The organism is Streptomyces sp. NBC_00525, from assembly GCF_036346595.1.
Classification (GTDB): Bacteria; Actinomycetota; Actinomycetes; order Streptomycetales; family Streptomycetaceae; genus Streptomyces.
Genome location: NZ_CP107835.1, coordinates 193,348 through 212,169, shown reverse-complemented (window position 1 = coordinate 212,169; position 18,822 = coordinate 193,348). Strand labels below are relative to the sequence as shown.

The window sequence follows — 18,822 nt, the reverse complement described above, 5'->3', positions numbered from 1 at the left end:
GAGTTCAATTCGATCATGGCGTTCAAAAAATAAGGAGGAAGAAATGCTTGACACCGCTTCCCGGGATATACGGGAGAAGGGTTTCGTACGGCTTCCGGGGCTCGCGGCGGGCGACGCGCTCGACCGGCTCCGGCGTGCGGTCGGCCGGATCGAGGAGCTGGCCGCCGACCGCACGGCCTCCGGCGGCGAGTTCATCCTGGAGGCGGCCGGCGCCGGCGGCTGGGCGGCCTGGCAGGAGGGGGGCGGCGCCATCAAGGGCGTGCTGCGGTCGGTCGACCGCATCCACCACCACGTCCCGGAGTTCGACGCCGTGCAGCGCTCGCTGCGCCTGGCGCGGGGCCCGGTCGCCCGGTGTGCCGGCGGCGTGCCGGGCGAGCTGGTCAACGCGTTCCTGTGGGCGAAGCCGCCCGTCGTCGGCTCGGCCAAGCCCTGGCACCAGGACATGGCCTTCGCGCCGCCCGGCTTCGACACCCGGGAGCACGGCATCGTCACGATCTGGATCGCGCTGGAACCGGCGACCACGCGCAACGGCTGTCTGGAGTTCGTCCCCGGCTCCCACACGCTCGGGCTGTTCCCGCACAGCGGGGACCGGGAGCGGCTGCCGGGTGAGGCACCGCTGGCGAAGGCGGTGGAGCCGCACATCGCGGACGCGCACCTCGTGCGGGCGGCCGAACCGGTCGCCGTGCCGCTCGAACCCGGTTCGGCCGTCATGTTCGACGGCATGGTGGTGCACCGCTCGGCGCCCAACACGACGGAGGCGGAGCCCCGTACCGCCGTCAGCTTCGTCTACCGGGTGCCGCGCCCGTCCTGGACGCGGTGGGAGCCGGCCGTGCCCGCGGGGGCGGCGTTCGACTGCGGAAATTCCCCGGTCGAACGGCGGGCTCAGGCGGCCGCCCCGAGGGCGAGGGCGTAGAACCCGGTGCCGTCGAGGTGGCGGATCGTGTTCAGGTCGCGCTGCACGACCTCTTCGAGGTCGTGCAGCAGCGTCACGACGACCGGGTAGGTGAGGTCGTCGACCGTCCGCCCGATCTCCCCGCCGGGCTCCACCGAGACCGACAGGGCGTGGAAGCTCTCCAGCCGCTCGATCTCCTCGATCCCGCGGTACTCGGCGAGCACGCCCGTCACCGGTGAGACCATGCCGGCGATCGCGCAGTACCTGCGCACCTCGTACGGGGTCCCGGCGCGGGCGTGGAAGCGCTCGGGGCGCAGGTAGGCGTCGACCGTCCAGTCCAGCTGCGAGGCGCCGATGCCGAGGCCGGCCCCGGCCGGGATGCCGCCGCCGGCTATCCGGGCGCCGACCTCCACCAGGCACGGTCCGCCGGGGGTCATCCTGACCTCGACGTGGGCCGGGCCGTACTGGATGCCGAGGGCGTCCAGGACCTGGAAGGCGTATTCCCTGAGCGGTTCCACGACCCGTTCCCGCGCGTCGGTCAGCAGGAGGGCGTCGCAGAGGTCGACCACGCCGTTGGCGCTGACGCGGGTGGTGCGCCACACGTCGCACAGGTGGTGGCGGCCGCCGCTGCTGACGGTGTTGACCATGTACTCGGTGCCCGGAAGGTACTCCTGGGCCACGGCCCCGTCGTTGCGCTGGGAGAAGACGTCGTCGGCGCCGGAGAGGGCGAGGAACGCGGCGACGGACTCCTGCGGGGTGTCGCAGAAGGACACCCCCTGGCTGCCGGCGCTCCGCAGCGGTTTGAGGACGACGCGGCCGCCCAGCTCCCGGTGCCAGGCGGCGAGTTCGTCCGCGTCGCTGACCCGCAGCTGGCGGGCCGCGCGGAGCCCGGCGGCGCGCACGGTCTCGACCATGAGGTGCTTGTCGCGGCGCGCGGCGCTGAGGGCGGTGCCGTTGCCCGGCAGGCCGAGCCGCTCCGCGAGCAGGTCCGCGAATTCCACCCCGATCTCCCCGCCCGCGATCACCGCGGCCGGCTCGTACGTCGCGACGGCTTCCGCCGTGGCCGCGAGATCCCCGTCGTGAACGAGGGAGGCGATGAAGTCGTCCGGAACGTACGGCGCCGTACGGTAGACGAACGGGACCTCGGGCGTGCTCTGCACGCGTACGACGGAACATCCCTGCTTCAGGAATTCCAGAACGAGCGAACGGGCCGCCGCGTAGGCGTCGACCATCACAATGCACGGGCTGTTCTGATTGTCTGCTGTCATAGGCTCAACATAGACAGTGGCCCCGCTCGACGAAATTCGTTCAGCTCTGCCATCCTCCGATCCTGGAAGGATGGAACGATGACATCATATTTCGCGAGTATTCGCTCGCCACATTTCACGCCCGCGCTGCTGTTCGTCAATACCTGTGGCAGTTTCCTGGTTCTCGTGGCCCTGTCCACGCGTGTGGGGTCGGCGACCGGTTCGGGACTTCTCGCGGGGGCCGTGCTCAGTGCGCCGTGGTTACCGGCGCTGCTGCTGGCCGCCCCGCTCAACCGGCTGCTCAGCCGGTACGCCCCGGAGGGCCTCGTCCGGCTGGCCGAGGCGGCGAGCCTGCTGGTGACCGCGGCCGCGCTGGTGGTGCCGGGGCGGGCGCTCCTGGTGGCGGCCGTCTGTCTGGTGGTCGTGCGCGGGTTCTTCGAGGCGGTCACCCGCTCGGCCACGTCGGTGGTCCTGCGCAACACCGTCCCGGCGCAGCGGCTCGACCAGGCCAACACCGTCGCGGAGATCTGCAAGCTGACCGGTCTCAGCATAGGGGCGGCGCTGGCGGGGCCGGCCGCTTCGGTCCTGTCGCTGCGCGGCCTGTTCCTCGTGAACGCCGCCGTGCTCGCGCTCTCGGCGCTCCTCGCCTGGGCGCTGCCGTCGTCCCCCGCAGCCGTGGCCGGTGCCGGTGCCGGGAAGGACGCGGGTTCGCCGGCGGGCGCGGACGCCGGGGCCCGCACGCGGCTGCGCGTCGAGGACCCGGTGGTGCGCCGGCTCTTCGCCCGTTTCCTCCTGGTGGCGTTCTGGCAGGGCTTCCACACGGTGGCCGTGACCGTGATCCCGCTCCATCTGCTGGGTGGCGGGACGCGCCTGGTGGGGGTGTTCGTCGCGGTGTCGGCGGTCGCCATCTTCGCCGGCTCGCTCGCCGCGCTGCCCGCCCAGCGGTATCTGGCGGGGGTGCCCTCGACCACCTGGACGCTGCTGCCCATGGCGCCGTTGCTGCTGGCGGTGGCGGTCGGCCGGACGGTGCCGACGATCGTGCTGTACGCGCTGTTCCTGGTGCTCTTCGAGATGGCGTTCGTCCACTACAACAACCGGCTGCTCGCCTCGGCGTCCGACGAGGAGCTTCCGTCGGTGGTGACGCTGCGGGCCACCCTGCTGCCGTCCGGTGTGGCGGTGTCCATCCTCGTGATGGGCGCGCTGGCCGACCTCGCGGGCCCGCTGCCCGCCGCCCTGGTGGTCGCGGCCGTCACGGTCCTGGTCACCGCCGCGACCGCGACCACCCGGCAGGGCCCTCGGCGTACGGCCGCGTGGCGCGCACGGGCGCACGCGGGGGTACGGGGCAAACGCGCGGCGGGCCCCGCACGGTGATCGTGCGGGGCCCGGCGGCGGTGGGTCAGGCGGTGGGTCAGGCGGTGGGCGGAACCGGGTCCGCGGGTGCCTGGCAGGTGGCGTCGATGCCCCACCACGAGGTGGGGCGCGTGCCGTCCCTCAGATAGTCGCTGACATAGGTGTTGAGGCAGGCGTTGTTGTTCGCCGACAGCGCCGAGCCGACGTTGTGGCCGCCCAGCTCCACGATCAGGCGGGAGTTGGGGAAGCGGACCCGCATGTCGAGGGCCCCGAACATCCCGTGCGCACCGTCGTACTGCGGCTGCACCAGCAGGATGTCGGCGCTGCTGTTGCCGACCGGGGCCGCGGCCTTGGCCTGCGCCGGCCAGAAGGCGCAGGGCGCGCTGTACCAGCCGTTGCTCCAGGTCACGAGGTGGTTCCCGGCGGCGTACTGGCCGGCGAGGGTGGCGCTCCACACGTTCCAGCTCTTCGGCCACGGGCCGTCGGTGCAGTTGACCGCGTTGGTCATGGCGACGCGGTTCTGCTGCGGGAAGCCCGGGGTCGGGGAGTCTGCGCGCAGCGCCGTGGCGTCGTCGTTCACCACGAAGTCGGAGAGTATCTTCGCGCGGCTCGTCCAGGTCCAGCTGCGGTAGACGACCTGCTCGAAGACGTTCGTCCACTCGCCCGGCCCGATCTTGCCGTCGACCGGCGCGGTGCGCAGGGACTCCAGGGCCTGGTAGTACTTCGCCTCGACCGCGCCGGCGGTGGTGCCCAGGTGGTAGACGGAGTCGTACTTGGCCACCCAGGCGAAGAAGAGCTTGGCGTTGTGCTCGGACGTGAGGCTCTTGGCCATCTGGTTCTGGTAGCCGACGCCGCTGGGGCTGGGCACGCTGTCGAGCACCATGCGCTTCACCCGGGTCGGGTACATCGTCGCGTAGACCGAGCCGAGGTAGCCGCCCCAGTCGATGCCGTAGTAGTTGATCTTCTCCTGGCCCAGCGCGATCCGCATCCGGTCGAGGTCGCGGGCGGAGTCCGAGGTGGTGAAGTGGTCGAGCACGTCGCCGTACTTGTCGCCGCAGCTGTCGGCGTACGCCTGGGCCCTGGCCACGGAGCTCTGCTCGGCCGCGGCCGTCTTCGGCACGGGGGCGGGCAGCAGCGGGTCGATGTAGGCCGGGTCGCAGACGATCGACGGCTCGCTGGCCCCGACGCCGCGCGGGTCGAAGCCGATCCAGTCGTAGGCGGCGCCGACGTCCGACGCGAGGCCGGTGGTGCCCTTGGCGTACCGGGTGGGCATGTCGCGGCTGATCGGACCGGGCCACTGGCCGCGGTGCAGCAGGACGACACCCTTGTACTGGGCGTCGGCGACGGTGTGCTTGGCGCGGGTCAGCGCCAGCGCGATCTTCCGGCCGTCGGGATCGGCGTAGTCGAGCGGGACCTCCACCTCACCGCACTCCAGGCCCTTGAGCATCGGGCCGAGGTTCGGGTCGTTCTCGGGACACGGCGCCCAGGCGATGGTTCCCGCCGATGCGGGCGTGGCGGTCCCCTCGGCCGCCGCCACGGGGCTGACGGCCGGACCCGACAGGCCGATCACGATCACCGCAGTGACCGACGCGAGCTTTTTCATGGATTCTCCTTCTGGATGCACGGCGCGCACATCGTGGCAACGGGGTCTTTCAAGCCACTCGAAATCCGCTGGAGCCGACGGAATTTGTCCGAGAAACGCGGTCAGCGTCGGGCGGCGCGCACGAGTGCGTGATGAAGGCGTTGGTCGGGGGTGAATCCCGCTTCCCACTGCACGCCGATGGCGAAGGGGCGGTCCTTGACCTCGATGGCCTCGACGGTGCCGTCCGCGGCCCGGCCGGTGGCGACGAGCCCGTCGCCGAGCCGGTCGACGGCCTGGTGGTGGTGGCAGGCCGTCATGGGTGCTTCCTCGTCGATGACGCCGGCGACCTGGCTGCCCGGTTCCAGCCGCAGCGGGTGGGGGCCGAGGGTGAAGGACGGGGTGTCCGGGCGGTGCCCGTCGTGGCCGGTGATCTCCGGCAGGTGCTGGTGCAGGGTGCCGCCGTGCAGCACGTTGAGCAGCTGCATGCCCCGGCAGATGCCCAGTACGGGCAGCTCGGCGTCGAGTACCGCCCGGATCAGGGCCAGTTCGGCGCGGTCGGCGTCCGGGGTCGCCGCCCGTGTGCCCGGGTGCGGGTCCTGGCCGTACAGCGCCGGATCGATGTCGGGGCCGCCCGGCACCAGCAGGCCGTCGATCCGGTCCGCCATGGCCTCGACGCCGGGCAGCAGCGGGAGCAGCACGGGCGTGCAGTCCGCCGCGGCCAGGAAGGCCAGATGGGCCTGGAGCGCGAAGCCGACGACCATGTCGTCGCCCTGGAAGGTGACCGGAGCGGTGCGCGCGACAATTCCGATCACCGGCCGTCCGGTGCTCGGCGGGACGTTCGCGAATGAATTCATAACCACCTTCAGGGATTTCCGGGTTCGACCGGGGAAAGTAGGCAGATGCCATGTCCGCTGGGCAGATGCAACGTCCGCTTCTGCGGAGGATCGCCGGGGAAATGAACGTAGCCGTCCCGGTGAAGCGGCGGCCATCGTTCACCGTTCGCCGGTCCGGTGCATGATGAACGGAATGCCCCGTTGGCACCCCTCGGGCCCTGCCGCGCTGTTCCAGGAAATCTCGTTCTCCGCTCGACTGCGGCTGGAGCCCCTCCTGCGACGCTCGACGAAGCGGCGGCAGAGAGGAAGTGAAGGCATGGCTCAGGGCAGCGCGCAGGCCATCATGATCACGAATCCGTTCGGCTCCCTCGGAACGGAAGGCGCCGACACGTCGGCCCGCGGCGAATTCGATCTGAGGAATCTCGAAAGAATCCCCGCCTGCGACGTCCTCATCAACTCCCTTTCGGCGGGCGTCTCCCTGCGCCGGAGCGGCACGGACGCCGCGCACGTCCAGCTGCTCGCCGACGTGGCCGGCTCGGCGGAGCTGCCGCCCGTCCTGGTGCAGATCGACGGCTACCGCGTCATCGACGGCCTGCACCGGCTGGAGGCCGCCAGGCTGCGCGGCGACAGCAGCGTCAGGGCGCGCTTCGTCGACTGTTCCGACTCCGAGGCGCTGGTCATCGCCATGAAGGCGAACGGCACGCACGGGCTGCCGCTGTCGAAGTCCGACCGCGTGTCCGGGGCCCGGCGGGTGCTGAGCAGCCACCCCGACTGGTCCGACCGCGCCGTCGCCCGCGTCACCGGGCTGAGCGCGAAGACGATCGCCTCGCTGCGCGAGCGGTCGAGCGTCACAGCCCCGCACGACGGCAAGCGCGTCGGCCAGGACGGCAGACGGCGTCCGGTGGGTCCGGGCGAGGGCCGGCTGCGGGTCGCCGAGTACATCGCCGAGCATCCGGACGCCCCGCTGCGCCAGGTCGCGCGGGAGACCGATGTGTCGCTCGGCACGGTCCACGACGTGAGCACCCGGCTGCGGCGCGGCGAGAGCCCCGAGCGCGGCGGCCGCCGGACCCCCGGCGCGACGACGCACCCGCTGCGCTCCGTCCCCTCCGTGCGGTCCGTGCAGCTGCCCGGAGAGCCGCCGCGCCCCACCGCCCCGGCGGCCGCGGGCGGTACCGGCCCCTGCGGCCCGGACCGGGCGCCGCTGCGGGTGGCGCCGGGCGTCCCCGGCGCGGCGCAGCGCGGCGAGCGGGCCGACGAGATCCCGGTCTGGACGGCGGTGGCGGCGAAGATGGCCGCCGACCCCACGATCCGGTACACGGCGGGCGGCCGGGAGTTCCTGCGCTGGATGCAGCTGCACGCCGCCGGGCCGGACGACGGCTGGCGGGAACTGATCGACGCGGTTCCGGCCCACTGGCTCGGTGTGATCGCCCCGATCGCCGAGCGCATCGGCAAGGAGTGGAGCCTGCTCGCCGAGGGGCTCAGGACCAAGCAGGACATGCTGCCCTGACCTGCCCGTACGCCCGTCGCGGCGCCGGCCGCGCGGGCACCGGCGGCTGACCGGCCGCGGGCCGGGAGCAGCGGCCACGGGCCGGGCCGGTTCCCCGGCTTCCCGGCACTCCAGCAGGCTCCGACCAGGGTTCAGGAGAAGGTCGAGAGGCACCCCGAATGCTCGAAGCATCCATTCGAGCCGTCATCGACACGACGTCTAAGGGGTCCCATGCCCGTGGAAATCAACGCTTCGTCAGCAGTGCCGTCCGGGCGAGACATCAGGATCGCCACGCGCAGCCGCGCCGGCAACTGGACCAAGCCCCCGCGCCGTATCGAGACGTCCGAGTGCATCACCTGCGACAGCTGTCTGCGCGGCTGTCCGGAGCAGTTCGGCGCGATCTTCGACAGGGGGCTCGACGTCGTGATCATCCCCGAGCTGTGCTCGGGCTGCCCCGCCTGCGTCCTGGAGTGCCCGGTCGACTGCATCTACGTCGACGAGGACTGGACGCCCACCGACGACGCGATGTGGAGCCACATCGCACTCACCGGGGAAGGTACCGCATGACCAGGCCCATGGACCGAGACGGCTCCCGGAGAGCCGCCAACTCCCGCAAGCGCCAGAGCAGGCGGCCCAGCCGTCTGGGCTTGGCGGCCGGCGCCACGCCCAAGCCGGACCGGGTACGCGAGGAGGACGCCGGGTTCCCCGGGCTCCTGGCCCGGGTGTGGGGGAAGGCCTCGGCCGCCGCCGGCACCCGGGCCGCCCTGGACATCCTGCTCACGCTCGACGGGCACGTCCCCGCGGAGGTCCAGACGAGCGCGCTGCGCATCGCGGACGCCGCCGCGCTGAAGGTCCTCGCCGGGCTGACCGCGGACACCGACGCGGGCGTACCGTCCGGGCCCGTCGCGGAGCCGGCCGGGCGCGCCGCGTTCCTCGGCGAGATCGGCCTGACCACCAGCGGCCGGGTCGTCGTGCGCGTCCCCTCGCAGCCGCCGCTCGCCAAGCAGCACACGCTGGTCGGCGGCGTGCTGCGGGTGCCGTGGGCGCCGCGCCATCTGGAGGACTACCGGCGCGAGGTGGAGCGGGCGCGGGAGCGCTTCCAGCGCGACGCGGACGACAGCCGCCGCTGGCTGGCGGAGCAGGGCCCCGAGGGCCGTGCGGCGCTGCTGGAGCAGCTGACCGAGGGCGCGCGGCGTACGGCCCCCTTCATGCTCTACATCGAGGACAAGCAGTACACGAACTTCCGCGACACCAACACGGTCGTGGGCAAGACGCTGTGGCCCGGCCACCCGGACTGTGTGTTCGGCAGCCTGTCGGGGCTGCCGCTGGAGCTGTGGTCGGACCACGACGTGCTGCTGGTCGTGTGTATCGGGCTGCTCATCCGGTCGGCCGGCTACGGCCGCATCGAGGAGGTCAACGGCTCGCAGCTGACCCCGGAGAACGTCGGCCGGCTGCTGGAGCAGACCCGCCGCAACTACAACGGGGCCCTGGGCGGCGAGCGCATCGCCGCGGCCGGTCCCGACGCCGGTGTCGACGCGCTGACGGCCCTGGCCACGGAGCTGGGCGCGCACCGCCCCGAGGTGGCCCGCACGGTCCAGCTGTACCGCGAGATCCACGGCACCCTGATCCACAAGGTGGAGAAGGTGGCGGCCCCGTACGGCGAGGTGGCGGCGGACCGGGACCGGCAGGTGACCGAGCATCTGCGGGCCACGCTGCCCGTGACGGGCGACCGGCTGGCCGGGCTGCGGCTCGCCGACGACGCCGGCCCGTCCTGGCTGGCCCGCCCGTACGGCGAGTTCGGCACCGGTCTGGAGGCGGTCGTGTACGAGACGGTCGCCGCCACCACCGCCGCGTTCGGCGCCGACTTCTCGATGAGCCGGGGCATCCGGTCGCTGCCGGGGCTGGTGCGCGCGCTGCGCGCGGAGTCCTGGGACGAGATCACCACATGGGGCATCACGGACTTCTTCTGCTGCGTGGTGCCCGCGCCGGAGGCCCGGCGGCACTTCGGCGACTCGCCGGCCACCCTCGCGGACACCGCCTGGGCGATGTCCTCGCGCATGCAGTACAACTCCTGGCACTTCATCGCCGGCAATCTGCCGCGTACCGAGAAGGTCCTGGAGCGCGACCACTTCGTGCCGCCCACCATTCCCGACATCGCCCACTTCTCCGACCAGCACCACCACGGGCACGTCAACAACATGGTGCGGTTCACGATCCGCAGCCCCCACACGGTGTGGGTGTGCGACCGTCCCTTCGACGGGTTCGTGGACCTGCGCATCGTGCGGGCCGACGGGGAGCCGTACACCGAGCAGGAGATGCTCGCGGCGCACCAGGTGGCCGCGTTCGTCGCGCGGATGACGCAGCAGGCGGTCGTGCTCGCCGAGCAGGGGGAGCAGGCCGCCGTGACGGCCTTCGACTCGGCCTGGCACTGGCGGACGATCACCGGCACCCCGGCCCCGGACGCCGCCCCCCAGCCGGTCGCGGCCACGCCCGCGCAGCCGGTCGGGTCCCCGGCCGCGCGGCCGGTCGGGCGCGCCGCCTGACCGGCGCCCCGGCACGCCCCCTCCCGGCCCTCCGACGCTAAGGAAGTCCCTCGTCATGTACTCCAGATCATGGTCGGCCCCTGCCGCGGAGGGCAGCGTGGGGAGCCACGCGTTCGTCGCCGGGCACGGGCTGTGGGACGAGCGGCGGTCGGCCGCCGCCGAGCGGATCGAGGCCGGGCTGGACGGGATCGATCTCGTCCGTCTGGTGTGGGGCGACCCGCACGGCCTGGTGCGCTCCAAGACGCTGACCGCCCGCACCTTCCGCGGGGTGCTGCGCAACGGCATGAACTACAGTCCCGGCCCGTTCCTGAAGGACACCGCCTGCGCCACGGCGGTGGACTACCGGGGTACGCACGGCATCGGCGTCGACGAGATCGCGGGCCTGGGCAACTTCGTGCTGGTGCCCGACCCGCTGACCTTCCTGGTGCTGCCCGGCGAGGGGGTGCGCACGGCCTGGGTGATCGGTGACGAGTACCTGCGCGACGGCCGCCCCCACCCGCTGTCCTCGCGGCACGTGCTGCACCGGGTGCTGGAGCGGTACGCCGGCCGCGGGCTGACGCCCGTGCTCGGCCTGGAGGTCGAGTGGTACCTGGCGCGCCGGCTGGACGACGATCCGGGCAACGAGGGCAACGGCTTCGGCCTGCAGGGCCCGGCCCCGCGGGTGGCCGCGATGAACGCGGGCTACCAGTTCAACCTGGACGCCGCCTACGACACGGTCGCCCCGGTCACCGATCCGCTGGCCCTGGCCCTGCTCGGCCTGGGGCTGCCGGTGCGGTCGATGGAGCACGAGATGGGCCCCGGACAGGTGGAGACGACGTTCGACCCGATGTCGGCACTGGACACGGCGGACGCGATGCTCTTCTTCCGCGTCTTCACCAAGCGCTGGTGCGCGGACCGGGGTCTGCACGCCTCGTTCATGTCGCAGCCGGCGATCGCCGGGGCGGACCCGAGCGGCTGGCATCTGAACCAGTCCGTCCTGGAGACCGCCACCGGCCGCAACGTCTTCGGCTCCGAGGGCCTGTCGGCGGGGCTCTCCCCGGCGAGCAAGGCGTACGCCGAGGGCCTGCGGGACTGGCTGCGCGACCTGTTCCTGTTGTCGGTGCCCACGGTGAACGGCTATCAGCGGCTGGGCGCCCAGCACGCCCTGTCGCCGACGCGGGTGAGCCTGGGCCTGGAGTCCCGTACGGCGATGCTGCGCGTGGTCGGCTCGGGGGCCGGCGCGCACATCGAGAACCGGGTGGGCGAGCCGAGCGCGAACCCGTACCTGAACATCGCCGCCCAGCTGTTCGCCGGGCTGGACGGCCTCGACGGGGGCGCGGCCGACGGGCCCCGCGAGGACTTCGACACCGTCCCGGCGTCCCTGCGCGAGGCCCTGGAGGCGTTCCGGGCGGGCCGGGCGGCCCGGCTGCTGGGCGACCCGCTGGCCGCCTGTCTGGCCAGGCTCAAGGAGAGCGAGGTGCGCCGGTACGAGGCCTGGGCCCGGCAGGCCGCACCGGTGCCGGGCCGGGTCACCGAGTGGGAACAGCGTGAGTACTTCGCGGCCTTCTGACGCCCCGGCGTCCGGGCCACCGCAACCGCAACCGCAACCGCAACCGCAACCGACGAAGGCTGTCCCATGATTCCTCAGTTCACCCTGCCCGAAATGGCGCGCCTCTTCTCGGACGAGTTCCGGTACGAGACCTACGTCCGCGTGGAAATCCTCGCGACCGAGGCGCAGGTGCGGCTCGGCCGCGTACCGGAAGCGGTGCTCGACGACATGCGGGCGGCGGCGCCCCCGCTGCCGTCCCGTGTCACGGAGATCAAGAAGGAACGCGACCACGAGGTGATCTCGTTCCTGACGGCGTACACCGAGCGGATGCCGGAGTCCTCCGCCCGCTGGGTGCACCTGGGCATGACCAGTTACGACCTGGTCGACACGGCCATGGGCTCCATCCTGGCCGCGGCCACGGACCTGCTGGTCTCCGCCGCCCGGCGGCTGCGCGGGGTGCTCGTCGACCGGGCCTTCGAGCACTGGGACACGGTGATGGTGGGCCGCACCCACGGCGTGCACGCCGAGCCCACCACGTTCGGCCACAAGCTGGGCGGGTACGCGTTCGCCGTCGAGCGGTCCCTGCGGCGGCTGGCCGCCGCCCGCGAGGCCGTCGCGGTGGGCACGATCTCCGGCGCGGTGGGCACGTACGCGCTGATCGACCCGGCCGTCGAGGAGTACGTGTGCGAGCGGCTCGGCCTGGGCATCGAGCCCGCCCCCAGCCAGGTCGTGGCCCGCGACCGGCACGCCCAGTTGATCCAGGCGGTGGCCCTGCTGGGCGCCTGCGTCGAGCAGATCGCCCTGGAGCTGCGGCTGTTGCAGCGCACCGAGGTGCGCGAGGTCGAGGAGCGGCGCGTCGAGGCCTACCAGGGCTCCAGCGCGATGCCCCACAAGGCCAACCCGACGGGCAGCGAGCTGCTGTGCGGTCTGGCCCGGCTGCTGCGCGGCTACGCCGGCACGGTGCTGGAGGACGTGGCGCTGTGGCACGAGCGGGACCTCGCCCACCAGGCGGTCGAGAAGGTGCTGCTGCCGGACGCGCTGACGGTGGCGCACTTCCAGGCGGTCAGGGCCGCGGACCTGCTGGAGCACCTGCGGATCGACGCGGACCGCATGCGGGAGTCGATCGACGCGACCCACGGGCTGGTGTACTCGTCGTCGGTGCTGGTGGAGCTCCTGGAGGCCGGGGTCGAACGCGACCGGGCCTACCGTGCGGTGCAGGCGGCGGCCGGGCGCACCGCGGAGCACGGACAGGACTTCGGCGAGGCCCTGCTGGCGGAGGGCGTGCGCAGCGGCCCGCGCGAGCCCGAGGACTTCCTCGTCCGCCACGGCGTGGTGCGCAGCCGGCTGGAGCGTCTCCGTGCGATGACGGAGTGACCCCGCGAGCGGCCGCCCGCCCTGCTGTTCAACCCCCCGTTTCCTCCCCCGCCCCTGCCCTGCCCCTCCCCTCTCCCTTCCTCAACCCATGGAGAACCCGATCATGAGCTGGTCCGAGAAAGCCGCCACCACGCTGGAGAACGAGCACGTCCTGCTGACCCCGCTGCGCGAGGCGGACCGCGAGGGCATCCGGGCTGTGGCCCTGGACCCCGAGATCTGGCGCTACTTCACGGTCGTCGTCGGCGACGACGCGGACTTCGAGGCGTTCTTCGGCTCGAACCTGGCCGAGCACGCCGCGGGGCGCCGCGCCGTCTATGTGATCACCGACAAGCGGAGCGGCCGGATCGCGGGGAGCATGAGCCTGCTGAGCTTCGCCGAGAAGGACCGCCGGCTGGAGATCGGGGCTTCCTGGCTGGGCCACGACTTCCGCGGCAAGGGCATCAACCACTGGGCGAAGCTGCTGCTGCTCCGGCACTCCTTCGAGGTGCTGGAGGCCGAGCGGGTGGAGTTCAAGACGGACGTGCTCAACGTCCAGGCGCGCAGGGGCCTGCGCAACATCGGCGCCACCGAGGAGGGCACCCTGCGCTCCTTCAACTACATGCCGGGCGGGCGCCGCCGCGACGCGGTCTTCTACAGCATCCTGCGCGCGGAGTGGCCGCAGGTGTCCGACGCCCTCTCCCGGGGCCCGAAGAAGGCGGCCGCCTCCGCATGAGCGTCGCGTACGTCAAGGCCACCGGCACCCCGTTCGAACTGGGCCGCGCCCACGGGGCGGCACTCGCGGGCCCGTTGCGCGCCTTCCTCCGCGACGGCCTGGCACGGCTGGAGCCCCTCGCCGACCGGCCGCTGACGTTCGCCGGGCTGCTGCCGTCGATCACCGCCTACCGGACGGAGATCGCGGCGGCGGTCCCCGACCTCGCCGAGGAGGTCGCGGGGCTGGCGGCGGGGGCCGGCATCGCCGAGGAGGAGGCGTGGCTGCTGCAACTGCGCCGCGAGGTCATGGGCTTCACCGGCGTGCCGAGCGCCGGGGACTGCACGGCGTACGCCCGCAGCGGGCCGGCCCGCCTGCCGGTGCTGGCGCAGACGGTGGACCTCAACGCGGGCATCGACAGCCATGTCGCGGTGCTGTCGCTGGCGCGGGCGGGCGGGCCGCGCCGGGTGACGGTGCTCAGCTTCGCCGGGCTGCTCGGCTACCTCGGCATGAACAGCGACGGGCTCGCCATCGGCGTGAACCTGGTCACCGACGGCCTGTGGCGGCCCGGTGTCACGCCGTATCTGACCATCCGTCATCTGCTGGACCGGGCCGGGAGCGTGGACGAGGCCCTGGAGATCCTGGCCGGGCTCACCCTGTCCAGCTCGCGCAACCTGGTGCTGTGCGACCGGCGGCGCGCGGTGTACGCCGAGATATGCGGGACCGCGCTGCGGGTGACCGAGCCCGCCGGGCGGGAGGCCGTGCACACCAACCACTACCTGCACGCGGACTTCACCCCGCTGGACCGGCAGTCGGCCCCGGACCGCGTCAACTCCGACGAGCGGCTGGACGCCGTCACGAAGGGGCTGGCCGGCCTGGGCCCGCAGGCCGGCGCGGAGGAGCACTTCGCGGTGCTGTCCCGGCCGCCGGTGTGCATCGCCGACCACGGGATCTACCGTCTGGAGAAGACGGTGGCCTCGGTGGTCATGCTGCCCCGGTCGGGCGAGCTGCATCTGCGGGCGGGCGATCCGAACCACGGCACCACCGAGGTGTTCGCGGTGTAGGGGCGGGCCGGCGGGGCGAACCTGGACCGGTCCTGCACCAGGAATCGACCGCACGGCGCTAGCGTCGGCGCGCGGGGCGGCCGAACCGGCCCGGCCCCGCCACGACCCCCGGGGGAGGCATGAGTCAGGTTCAGGCACAGCCACTTCCGGAGCACCGGACGCCCGCCGCGCGTCCCGTGTTCCCCGGCGTACGGCCCGCCGGCCGGCGGGGCCCCGTCCCGAGCGTGCCGCGCCCGGCGCCCGCGGTCTCCGGCCAGCACGTCCTGGTCGTGGGCGCCGACGCCGGGGACGGGCTGACGCACCAGCTGCGCCGGCACGGCCACACCTTCACCCGCGCGGTCCACGGGGGCGCGGCCCTGCAGGCATACGGCAGCGCCGACCTCGTCCTGCTCGACCTCGAACTGCCGGACCTGGACGGGCTGGAGGTGTGCCGGGCGATCCGGTCGGTCAGCCGGGTGCCGCTCATCATCGTCACCTCCCGCGAGTCCGAGACCGACTGTGTGCTCGGGCTCCAGGCGGGCGCGGACGACTATGTCACCAGGCCGTTCGGGATACGCGAGCTGATGGCCCGGATCGAGGCCGTCACGCGCCGTGCGCAGTGGCAGCCGGCGGCGGCCACGGGTGCGGCGCAGGAGATCCGGCACGGACGGCTGCGCATCGACACGGGCTCCCGCGAGGTGACCGTCGACGGCGCGCCGGTCGCCCTCACCCGCAAGGAGTTCGACCTGCTGTGCCTGCTGGCGCAGCATCCCGATGTCGTCGTCCCGCGCAGGCAGCTGCTCCAGCAGGTGTGGGGCGACTCCTGGTCGCGCCGCACCGTGGACACCCATGTCAGCAGTGTGCGGGGCAAGCTGGGCGATCCGGGCTGGATCATCACCGTGCGCGGCGTCGGCTTCCGCCTCGGCGTCGTCTGACCGCCCGCGCCGGCGCGCCTGCGGGCCGGGCACCGCGAAAGGGCCCCCTGCCCGTGGGCGGGGGGCCCTGCGGCACGCCGGGTCAGGCGGCGCCGAACCAGCGCTCCAGCGCCTCCTCGAGACCGGCCTCCTCGTCGGGCGCGGCCCAGGCGATGTACCCGTCGGGGCGGACCAGGAGCGCCTGCGGGGTGTCCGGGCGGACGTCCTCGCCGTCGGCCCAGTCGCCGGTGACGGCGTCGACCCGGCCCGCCCAGCGCGCCGCGGTGTCGAGCAGCGCGCCGGCGTCGGCGGCGGCCGGGGTCACGAACAGCACGCCGCGGGCCGGCCGGAGCAGGTCCCGCACGGTGGCGGGGGTGCCGTCGGCGAGCTTGAGCGGGGTGTCGGGGCGCCACCGCAGGCCGAGCCGGGGGTGGGTGCCGGCGCCCATGTCGTAGCGGATGTCGAGGCCGGAGACCTGGCCCGCCAGGTGGCGGGCCACCGCGACGTCCTGGACGAGTTCCTGTATGACGGCGCGCAGCGGCTCCATCTCCTCGCCGGAGAGGTAGAGCTTGGTCTGCGCGCGGGTGTTGCGCATGAGGAGCTGCCCGACCGGGTGCCGCTCGGAGTGGTAGGTGTCGAGGAGGCCCTCGGGTGCCCGGCCGGTGAGGGCGGCCGCCAGCTTCCAGCCGAGGTTGGCGGCGTCCTGCACGCCCACGCTCATGCCCTGCGCGCCGGCCGGCATGTGGATGTGGGTGGCGTCGCCGGCCAGGAAGATCCGGCCCTTGCGGTACTGGGCGGCCTGCCGGGTGGTGTCGGTGAAGGAGCTGATCCAGCGGACCTCGGCGTCGTGCAGGTGCTCGCCGGTCATCTCCTGCCAGGCGTCGGCGATGGTCTCGAAGGTGAGGCCGCTCTTGTCCTCCGGCGGGCGCAGCGACTCGTTGTGGATGACGATGCGGCGGACGCCGTCCTCCAGGTTGAACGCCATGACCATGCCGCCGGGCACGCGCTCCCCGATGGGGCGCTGGCGTATGTCCGCACCCACGACGTCGGCCATGTACATCCCGCGGGTGGGCTCCCAGCCGGGGAAGTCGATGCCGGCGAGCCGGCGGACGATGCTGCGCGCGCCGTCGCAGCCGACCAGGTACTCGGCGCTGTCCTCGCCGGGGCCGTCCGGGCCCTCGTACTCGACGACGACGCCGTCCGCGGTCTCGCGCAGGCCGGTGACCTCGTGCCGGCGGCGGACCTCGACGCCCAGCTCCTTCAGCCAGGCCTCCAGGATCTCCTCGGTGCGGAACTGCGGGATGCCCCGGACGCTGAAGTGGTTGTCGTCCAGCTTGGAGAAGTCGATGTGGACCCCGCCGAAGTGGCCCTGGGCCCATTCGACGTCGCCGAAGCGCTGGAGCAGGCCGCGCTGGTCGAAGACCTCGGCCGCGCGGCGGGTGAATCCCACGCCGCGCGACTCGCCGCTGGGGGCGGGCAGTTTGTCGTAGACGACGACGTCCGCGCCGCCCAGTCTCAGTTCACCGGCGAGCATCAGCCCGACCGGCCCGGCGCCCACGATGATCGCGCCCTTTGCCATGTTCTTCTCCTCAACATCGAAGCTGCCGTGCACGGGAGGTGTCGCGCGGGGCCGTCAGCCGGCCGCGGGCGCCCCGAACCAACGGGTGAGGGCGGTTTCGAGGTCGCCGCCGTCCGGCGACACCCAGGCGATGTAGCCGTCGGGGCGGACCAGCACGGCGTGCGGGGCGTCGGCCCGGCCGGCCTCCTGGTCGGCCCAGGTGCCGGTGACGACGTCGACGCCGCCGGCCCAGCGCGCGGCGAGTCCGGCCGGGCCGGCGTCCCCGTCCGTGACGATGAGCACGCCGCGCGCCCCGTGCAGGAGTTCGGCGACCGTCGTACGGCTGCCGTCGGCGCGTTCGAGAGCGCGGTGCGGGGCCAGCCGCAGCCCGAGCAGGGGGTGTTCCCCGGGGCCCATGTCGTAGGCGAGGTGGAGTCCGGAGACGCGGCCGGCGAGCCGCCGGGCGGCCTCGGGCAGCTGGACGAGTTCGCGTACGACGGCGCGCAGCGGCTCCATCTCCTCGCCGGCGAGGTACAGCATCGACATCGAGTGCACGTCGCGCATCAGTTCCTCGCCGACCGGGTGGCGTTCGGCGTGGTAGGTGTCGAGCAGGGACTCGGGGGCCCGGCCGGTGAGCACGGCGGCGAGCTTCCAGCCGAGGTTGACGGCGTCCTGGAGACCGACGCTGACGCCCTGGGCGCCGAGCGGCGCGTGGTCGTGGGCGGCGTCACCGGCGAGGAAGATCCGGCCCTTGCGGTACTGGGCGGCGAGGCCGGTGGCGTTGGTGAGGGCGCACATCCAGGAGGCGGAGGCGCCGTGGATGTCCTCGCCGGTCATGCGCTGCCAGGCGTCGGCCAGCTCCGAGAACCGCAGCTCGCCCTCGCCGTGGTGCGGGCGTACGCCGGGCTCGTGGATGACGATGCGGTCCACGCCCGGCTCCAGGGTGACGGACAGCACCATGCCGCCGCCCTCGATGCGCTCGCCGATGGGCCGCATCCGCACGTTCGCGCCGACGACGTCGGCCAGGTACATGCCGCGGGTGGCCTCGACGCCGGGGAAGTCGATGCCGGCCAGGGTGCGCACGGTGGACTTGCCGCCGTCGCAGCCGATGACGTACGTGGCGGTGGCCTCGGCGGGCCCGTCCGGGCCCCGGAAGCCGGCGACCACGCCGTCGCCGGTCTCGGTCAGGGTGGTCAGCTCGTAGCCCCGGCGCACCTCGACGCCCAGCTCGCCGACCCAGCGGCCGAGCATGTCCTCGGTGACGGACTGGGCCAGGCCCATGATGCCGAAGTGGCTCTCGTCCAGGAGGGAGAAGTCGATGCGGACGCCGCCGTAGTGGCCCTGCTTGCCCCAGCGGATGTCGCCGAGCCGGCCGAGCAGTCCGCGCTGGTCGAAGACCTCCGCGGTACGGCTGGTGAACCCGAGGCCGCGCGACTCGCCGCTGGGGGCGGGCAGTTTGTCGTAGACGACGACGTCCGCGCCGCCGAGCCGCAGCTCCCCCGCGAGCATCAGACCGACCGGCCCGGCGCCCACGATGATCGCGCTCTTTGCCATTTTCGATTCCTCCGTACGGACGGTTGGGATCATCAGAGAAGACCAGGGGGGTCGAGGCGCGGTGCAGAGACGTCGGACCCCGGCAACGCGGTGCCGGGCCCAGGATGCCGACTGAGGTGCTCCGGACGGGCGGGTCTCCGGCCCACGTCGAGCGGGCGCCGAGCGGTTCTGGGGCGGCCGTGGGGCGGCGGGCGGCGCGGCCGTCACCGGCTCCAGATGCGTCCGAGCCG

The 18,822-nt window shown here is 73.1% G+C and carries 15 protein-coding genes; 10 read left to right on the top strand and 5 right to left on the bottom strand.

What is annotated here, in order from left to right; genetic code table 11:
- The first annotated feature begins 43 nt into the window (after window positions 1–43).
- Window positions 44–913, top strand: a complete 870-nt coding sequence (locus OG710_RS30805; protein WP_330242559.1) for a phytanoyl-CoA dioxygenase family protein — start codon at window positions 44–46, stop codon at window positions 911–913.
- Here OG710_RS30805 and OG710_RS30800 read toward each other — a convergent pair.
- Window positions 883–2,160 carry an ATP-grasp domain-containing protein gene (locus OG710_RS30800; RefSeq protein ID WP_330242558.1) on the bottom strand — a complete coding sequence of 426 codons (1,278 nt, stop codon included), beginning with the start codon at window positions 2,158–2,160 and terminating at the stop codon, window positions 883–885. The genes OG710_RS30805 and OG710_RS30800 overlap by 31 nt on opposite strands.
- Before the next feature lie 78 nt (window positions 2,161–2,238).
- Between OG710_RS30800 and OG710_RS30795 the strand changes: the two genes are divergently transcribed.
- Window positions 2,239–3,510: an MFS transporter gene (locus OG710_RS30795; protein WP_330242557.1), complete on the top strand. Its 1,272-nt coding sequence runs from the start codon at window positions 2,239–2,241 to the stop codon at window positions 3,508–3,510.
- A gap of 37 nt (window positions 3,511–3,547) precedes the next feature.
- Here the strand turns inward: OG710_RS30795 and OG710_RS30790 are convergent, their stop codons facing one another.
- Together OG710_RS30790 and OG710_RS30785 are read right to left on the bottom strand one after the other, a co-directional pair.
- Window positions 3,548–5,092 carry an alpha/beta fold hydrolase gene (locus OG710_RS30790; protein WP_330242556.1) on the bottom strand — a complete coding sequence of 515 codons (1,545 nt, stop codon included), beginning with the start codon at window positions 5,090–5,092 and terminating at the stop codon, window positions 3,548–3,550.
- 101 nt (window positions 5,093–5,193) lie between these two features.
- A complete protein-coding gene (locus OG710_RS30785) occupies window positions 5,194–5,925 on the bottom strand; it encodes a gamma-glutamyl-gamma-aminobutyrate hydrolase family protein (protein WP_330242555.1) in 732 nt (243 codons plus the stop codon).
- 295 nt (window positions 5,926–6,220) lie between these two features.
- Between OG710_RS30785 and OG710_RS30780 the strand changes: the two genes are divergently transcribed.
- The 8 genes from OG710_RS30780 (at window position 6,221) to OG710_RS30745 (ending at window position 15,501) form a co-directional block, all read left to right on the top strand.
- A complete protein-coding gene (locus OG710_RS30780) occupies window positions 6,221–7,411 on the top strand; it encodes a ParB/RepB/Spo0J family partition protein (RefSeq protein ID WP_330242554.1) in 1,191 nt (396 codons plus the stop codon).
- A gap of 210 nt (window positions 7,412–7,621) precedes the next feature.
- Window positions 7,622–7,957 carry a 4Fe-4S dicluster-binding protein gene (locus OG710_RS30775; protein WP_330242553.1) on the top strand — a complete coding sequence of 112 codons (336 nt, stop codon included), beginning with the start codon at window positions 7,622–7,624 and terminating at the stop codon, window positions 7,955–7,957.
- The gene (locus OG710_RS30770) at window positions 7,954–9,933 is read left to right on the top strand and encodes a hypothetical protein (protein WP_330242552.1); all 1,980 of its coding nucleotides are present in this window, start codon (window positions 7,954–7,956) and stop codon (window positions 9,931–9,933) included. Before OG710_RS30775 ends, OG710_RS30770 begins: the two co-directional genes overlap by 4 nt.
- Window positions 9,934–9,988: 55 nt before the next feature.
- Window positions 9,989–11,482: a glutamine synthetase family protein gene (locus tag OG710_RS30765; protein WP_330242551.1), complete on the top strand. Its 1,494-nt coding sequence runs from the start codon at window positions 9,989–9,991 to the stop codon at window positions 11,480–11,482.
- 66 nt (window positions 11,483–11,548) lie between these two features.
- Window positions 11,549–12,835: an adenylosuccinate lyase gene (gene purB / locus OG710_RS30760; RefSeq protein ID WP_330242550.1), complete on the top strand. Its 1,287-nt coding sequence runs from the start codon at window positions 11,549–11,551 to the stop codon at window positions 12,833–12,835.
- 103 nt (window positions 12,836–12,938) lie between these two features.
- Window positions 12,939–13,547, top strand: coding sequence for a GNAT family N-acetyltransferase (locus tag OG710_RS30755; RefSeq protein WP_330242549.1), 609 nt, complete (start codon window positions 12,939–12,941; stop codon window positions 13,545–13,547).
- The gene (locus OG710_RS30750) at window positions 13,544–14,587 is read left to right on the top strand and encodes a C45 family peptidase (RefSeq protein ID WP_330242548.1); all 1,044 of its coding nucleotides are present in this window, start codon (window positions 13,544–13,546) and stop codon (window positions 14,585–14,587) included. The genes OG710_RS30755 and OG710_RS30750 overlap by 4 nt, the downstream gene beginning before the upstream one ends.
- 119 nt (window positions 14,588–14,706) lie before the next feature.
- Entirely contained in the window at window positions 14,707–15,501 is a 795-nt protein-coding gene (locus OG710_RS30745; protein ID WP_330242547.1) for a response regulator transcription factor, read from the top strand.
- 82 nt (window positions 15,502–15,583) lie between these two features.
- On the opposite strand, the gene OG710_RS30740 is transcribed toward OG710_RS30745, so the two are convergent.
- On the bottom strand, window positions 15,584–17,059 hold the full coding sequence (locus OG710_RS30740; protein WP_330242546.1) for an FAD-dependent monooxygenase: 1,476 nt from the start codon (window positions 17,057–17,059) through the stop codon (window positions 15,584–15,586).
- 54 nt (window positions 17,060–17,113) lie between these two features.
- Window positions 17,114–18,592, bottom strand: coding sequence for an FAD-dependent monooxygenase (locus OG710_RS30735; protein WP_330242545.1), 1,479 nt, complete (start codon window positions 18,590–18,592; stop codon window positions 17,114–17,116).
- Window positions 18,593–18,822: the final 230 nt, after the last annotated feature.

Excerpts from the sequence above, each read along its gene's own strand:
- OG710_RS30805 (WP_330242559.1), top strand. The coding sequence starts at position 44 with ATGCTTGACACCGCTTCCCGGGATATACGGGAGAAGGGTTTCGTACGG.
- OG710_RS30800 (WP_330242558.1), bottom strand. The coding sequence starts at position 2,160 with ATGACAGCAGACAATCAGAACAGCCCGTGCATTGTGATGGTCGACGCC.
- OG710_RS30795 (WP_330242557.1), top strand. The coding sequence starts at position 2,239 with ATGACATCATATTTCGCGAGTATTCGCTCGCCACATTTCACGCCCGCG.
- OG710_RS30790 (WP_330242556.1), bottom strand. The coding sequence starts at position 5,092 with ATGAAAAAGCTCGCGTCGGTCACTGCGGTGATCGTGATCGGCCTGTCG.
- OG710_RS30785 (WP_330242555.1), bottom strand. The coding sequence starts at position 5,925 with ATGAATTCATTCGCGAACGTCCCGCCGAGCACCGGACGGCCGGTGATC.
- OG710_RS30780 (WP_330242554.1), top strand. The coding sequence starts at position 6,221 with ATGGCTCAGGGCAGCGCGCAGGCCATCATGATCACGAATCCGTTCGGC.
- OG710_RS30775 (WP_330242553.1), top strand. The coding sequence starts at position 7,622 with ATGCCCGTGGAAATCAACGCTTCGTCAGCAGTGCCGTCCGGGCGAGAC.
- OG710_RS30770 (WP_330242552.1), top strand. The coding sequence starts at position 7,954 with ATGACCAGGCCCATGGACCGAGACGGCTCCCGGAGAGCCGCCAACTCC.
- OG710_RS30765 (WP_330242551.1), top strand. The coding sequence starts at position 9,989 with ATGTACTCCAGATCATGGTCGGCCCCTGCCGCGGAGGGCAGCGTGGGG.
- purB (WP_330242550.1), top strand. The coding sequence starts at position 11,549 with ATGATTCCTCAGTTCACCCTGCCCGAAATGGCGCGCCTCTTCTCGGAC.
- OG710_RS30755 (WP_330242549.1), top strand. The coding sequence starts at position 12,939 with ATGAGCTGGTCCGAGAAAGCCGCCACCACGCTGGAGAACGAGCACGTC.
- OG710_RS30750 (WP_330242548.1), top strand. The coding sequence starts at position 13,544 with ATGAGCGTCGCGTACGTCAAGGCCACCGGCACCCCGTTCGAACTGGGC.
- OG710_RS30745 (WP_330242547.1), top strand. The coding sequence starts at position 14,707 with ATGAGTCAGGTTCAGGCACAGCCACTTCCGGAGCACCGGACGCCCGCC.
- OG710_RS30740 (WP_330242546.1), bottom strand. The coding sequence starts at position 17,059 with ATGGCAAAGGGCGCGATCATCGTGGGCGCCGGGCCGGTCGGGCTGATG.
- OG710_RS30735 (WP_330242545.1), bottom strand. The coding sequence starts at position 18,592 with ATGGCAAAGAGCGCGATCATCGTGGGCGCCGGGCCGGTCGGTCTGATG.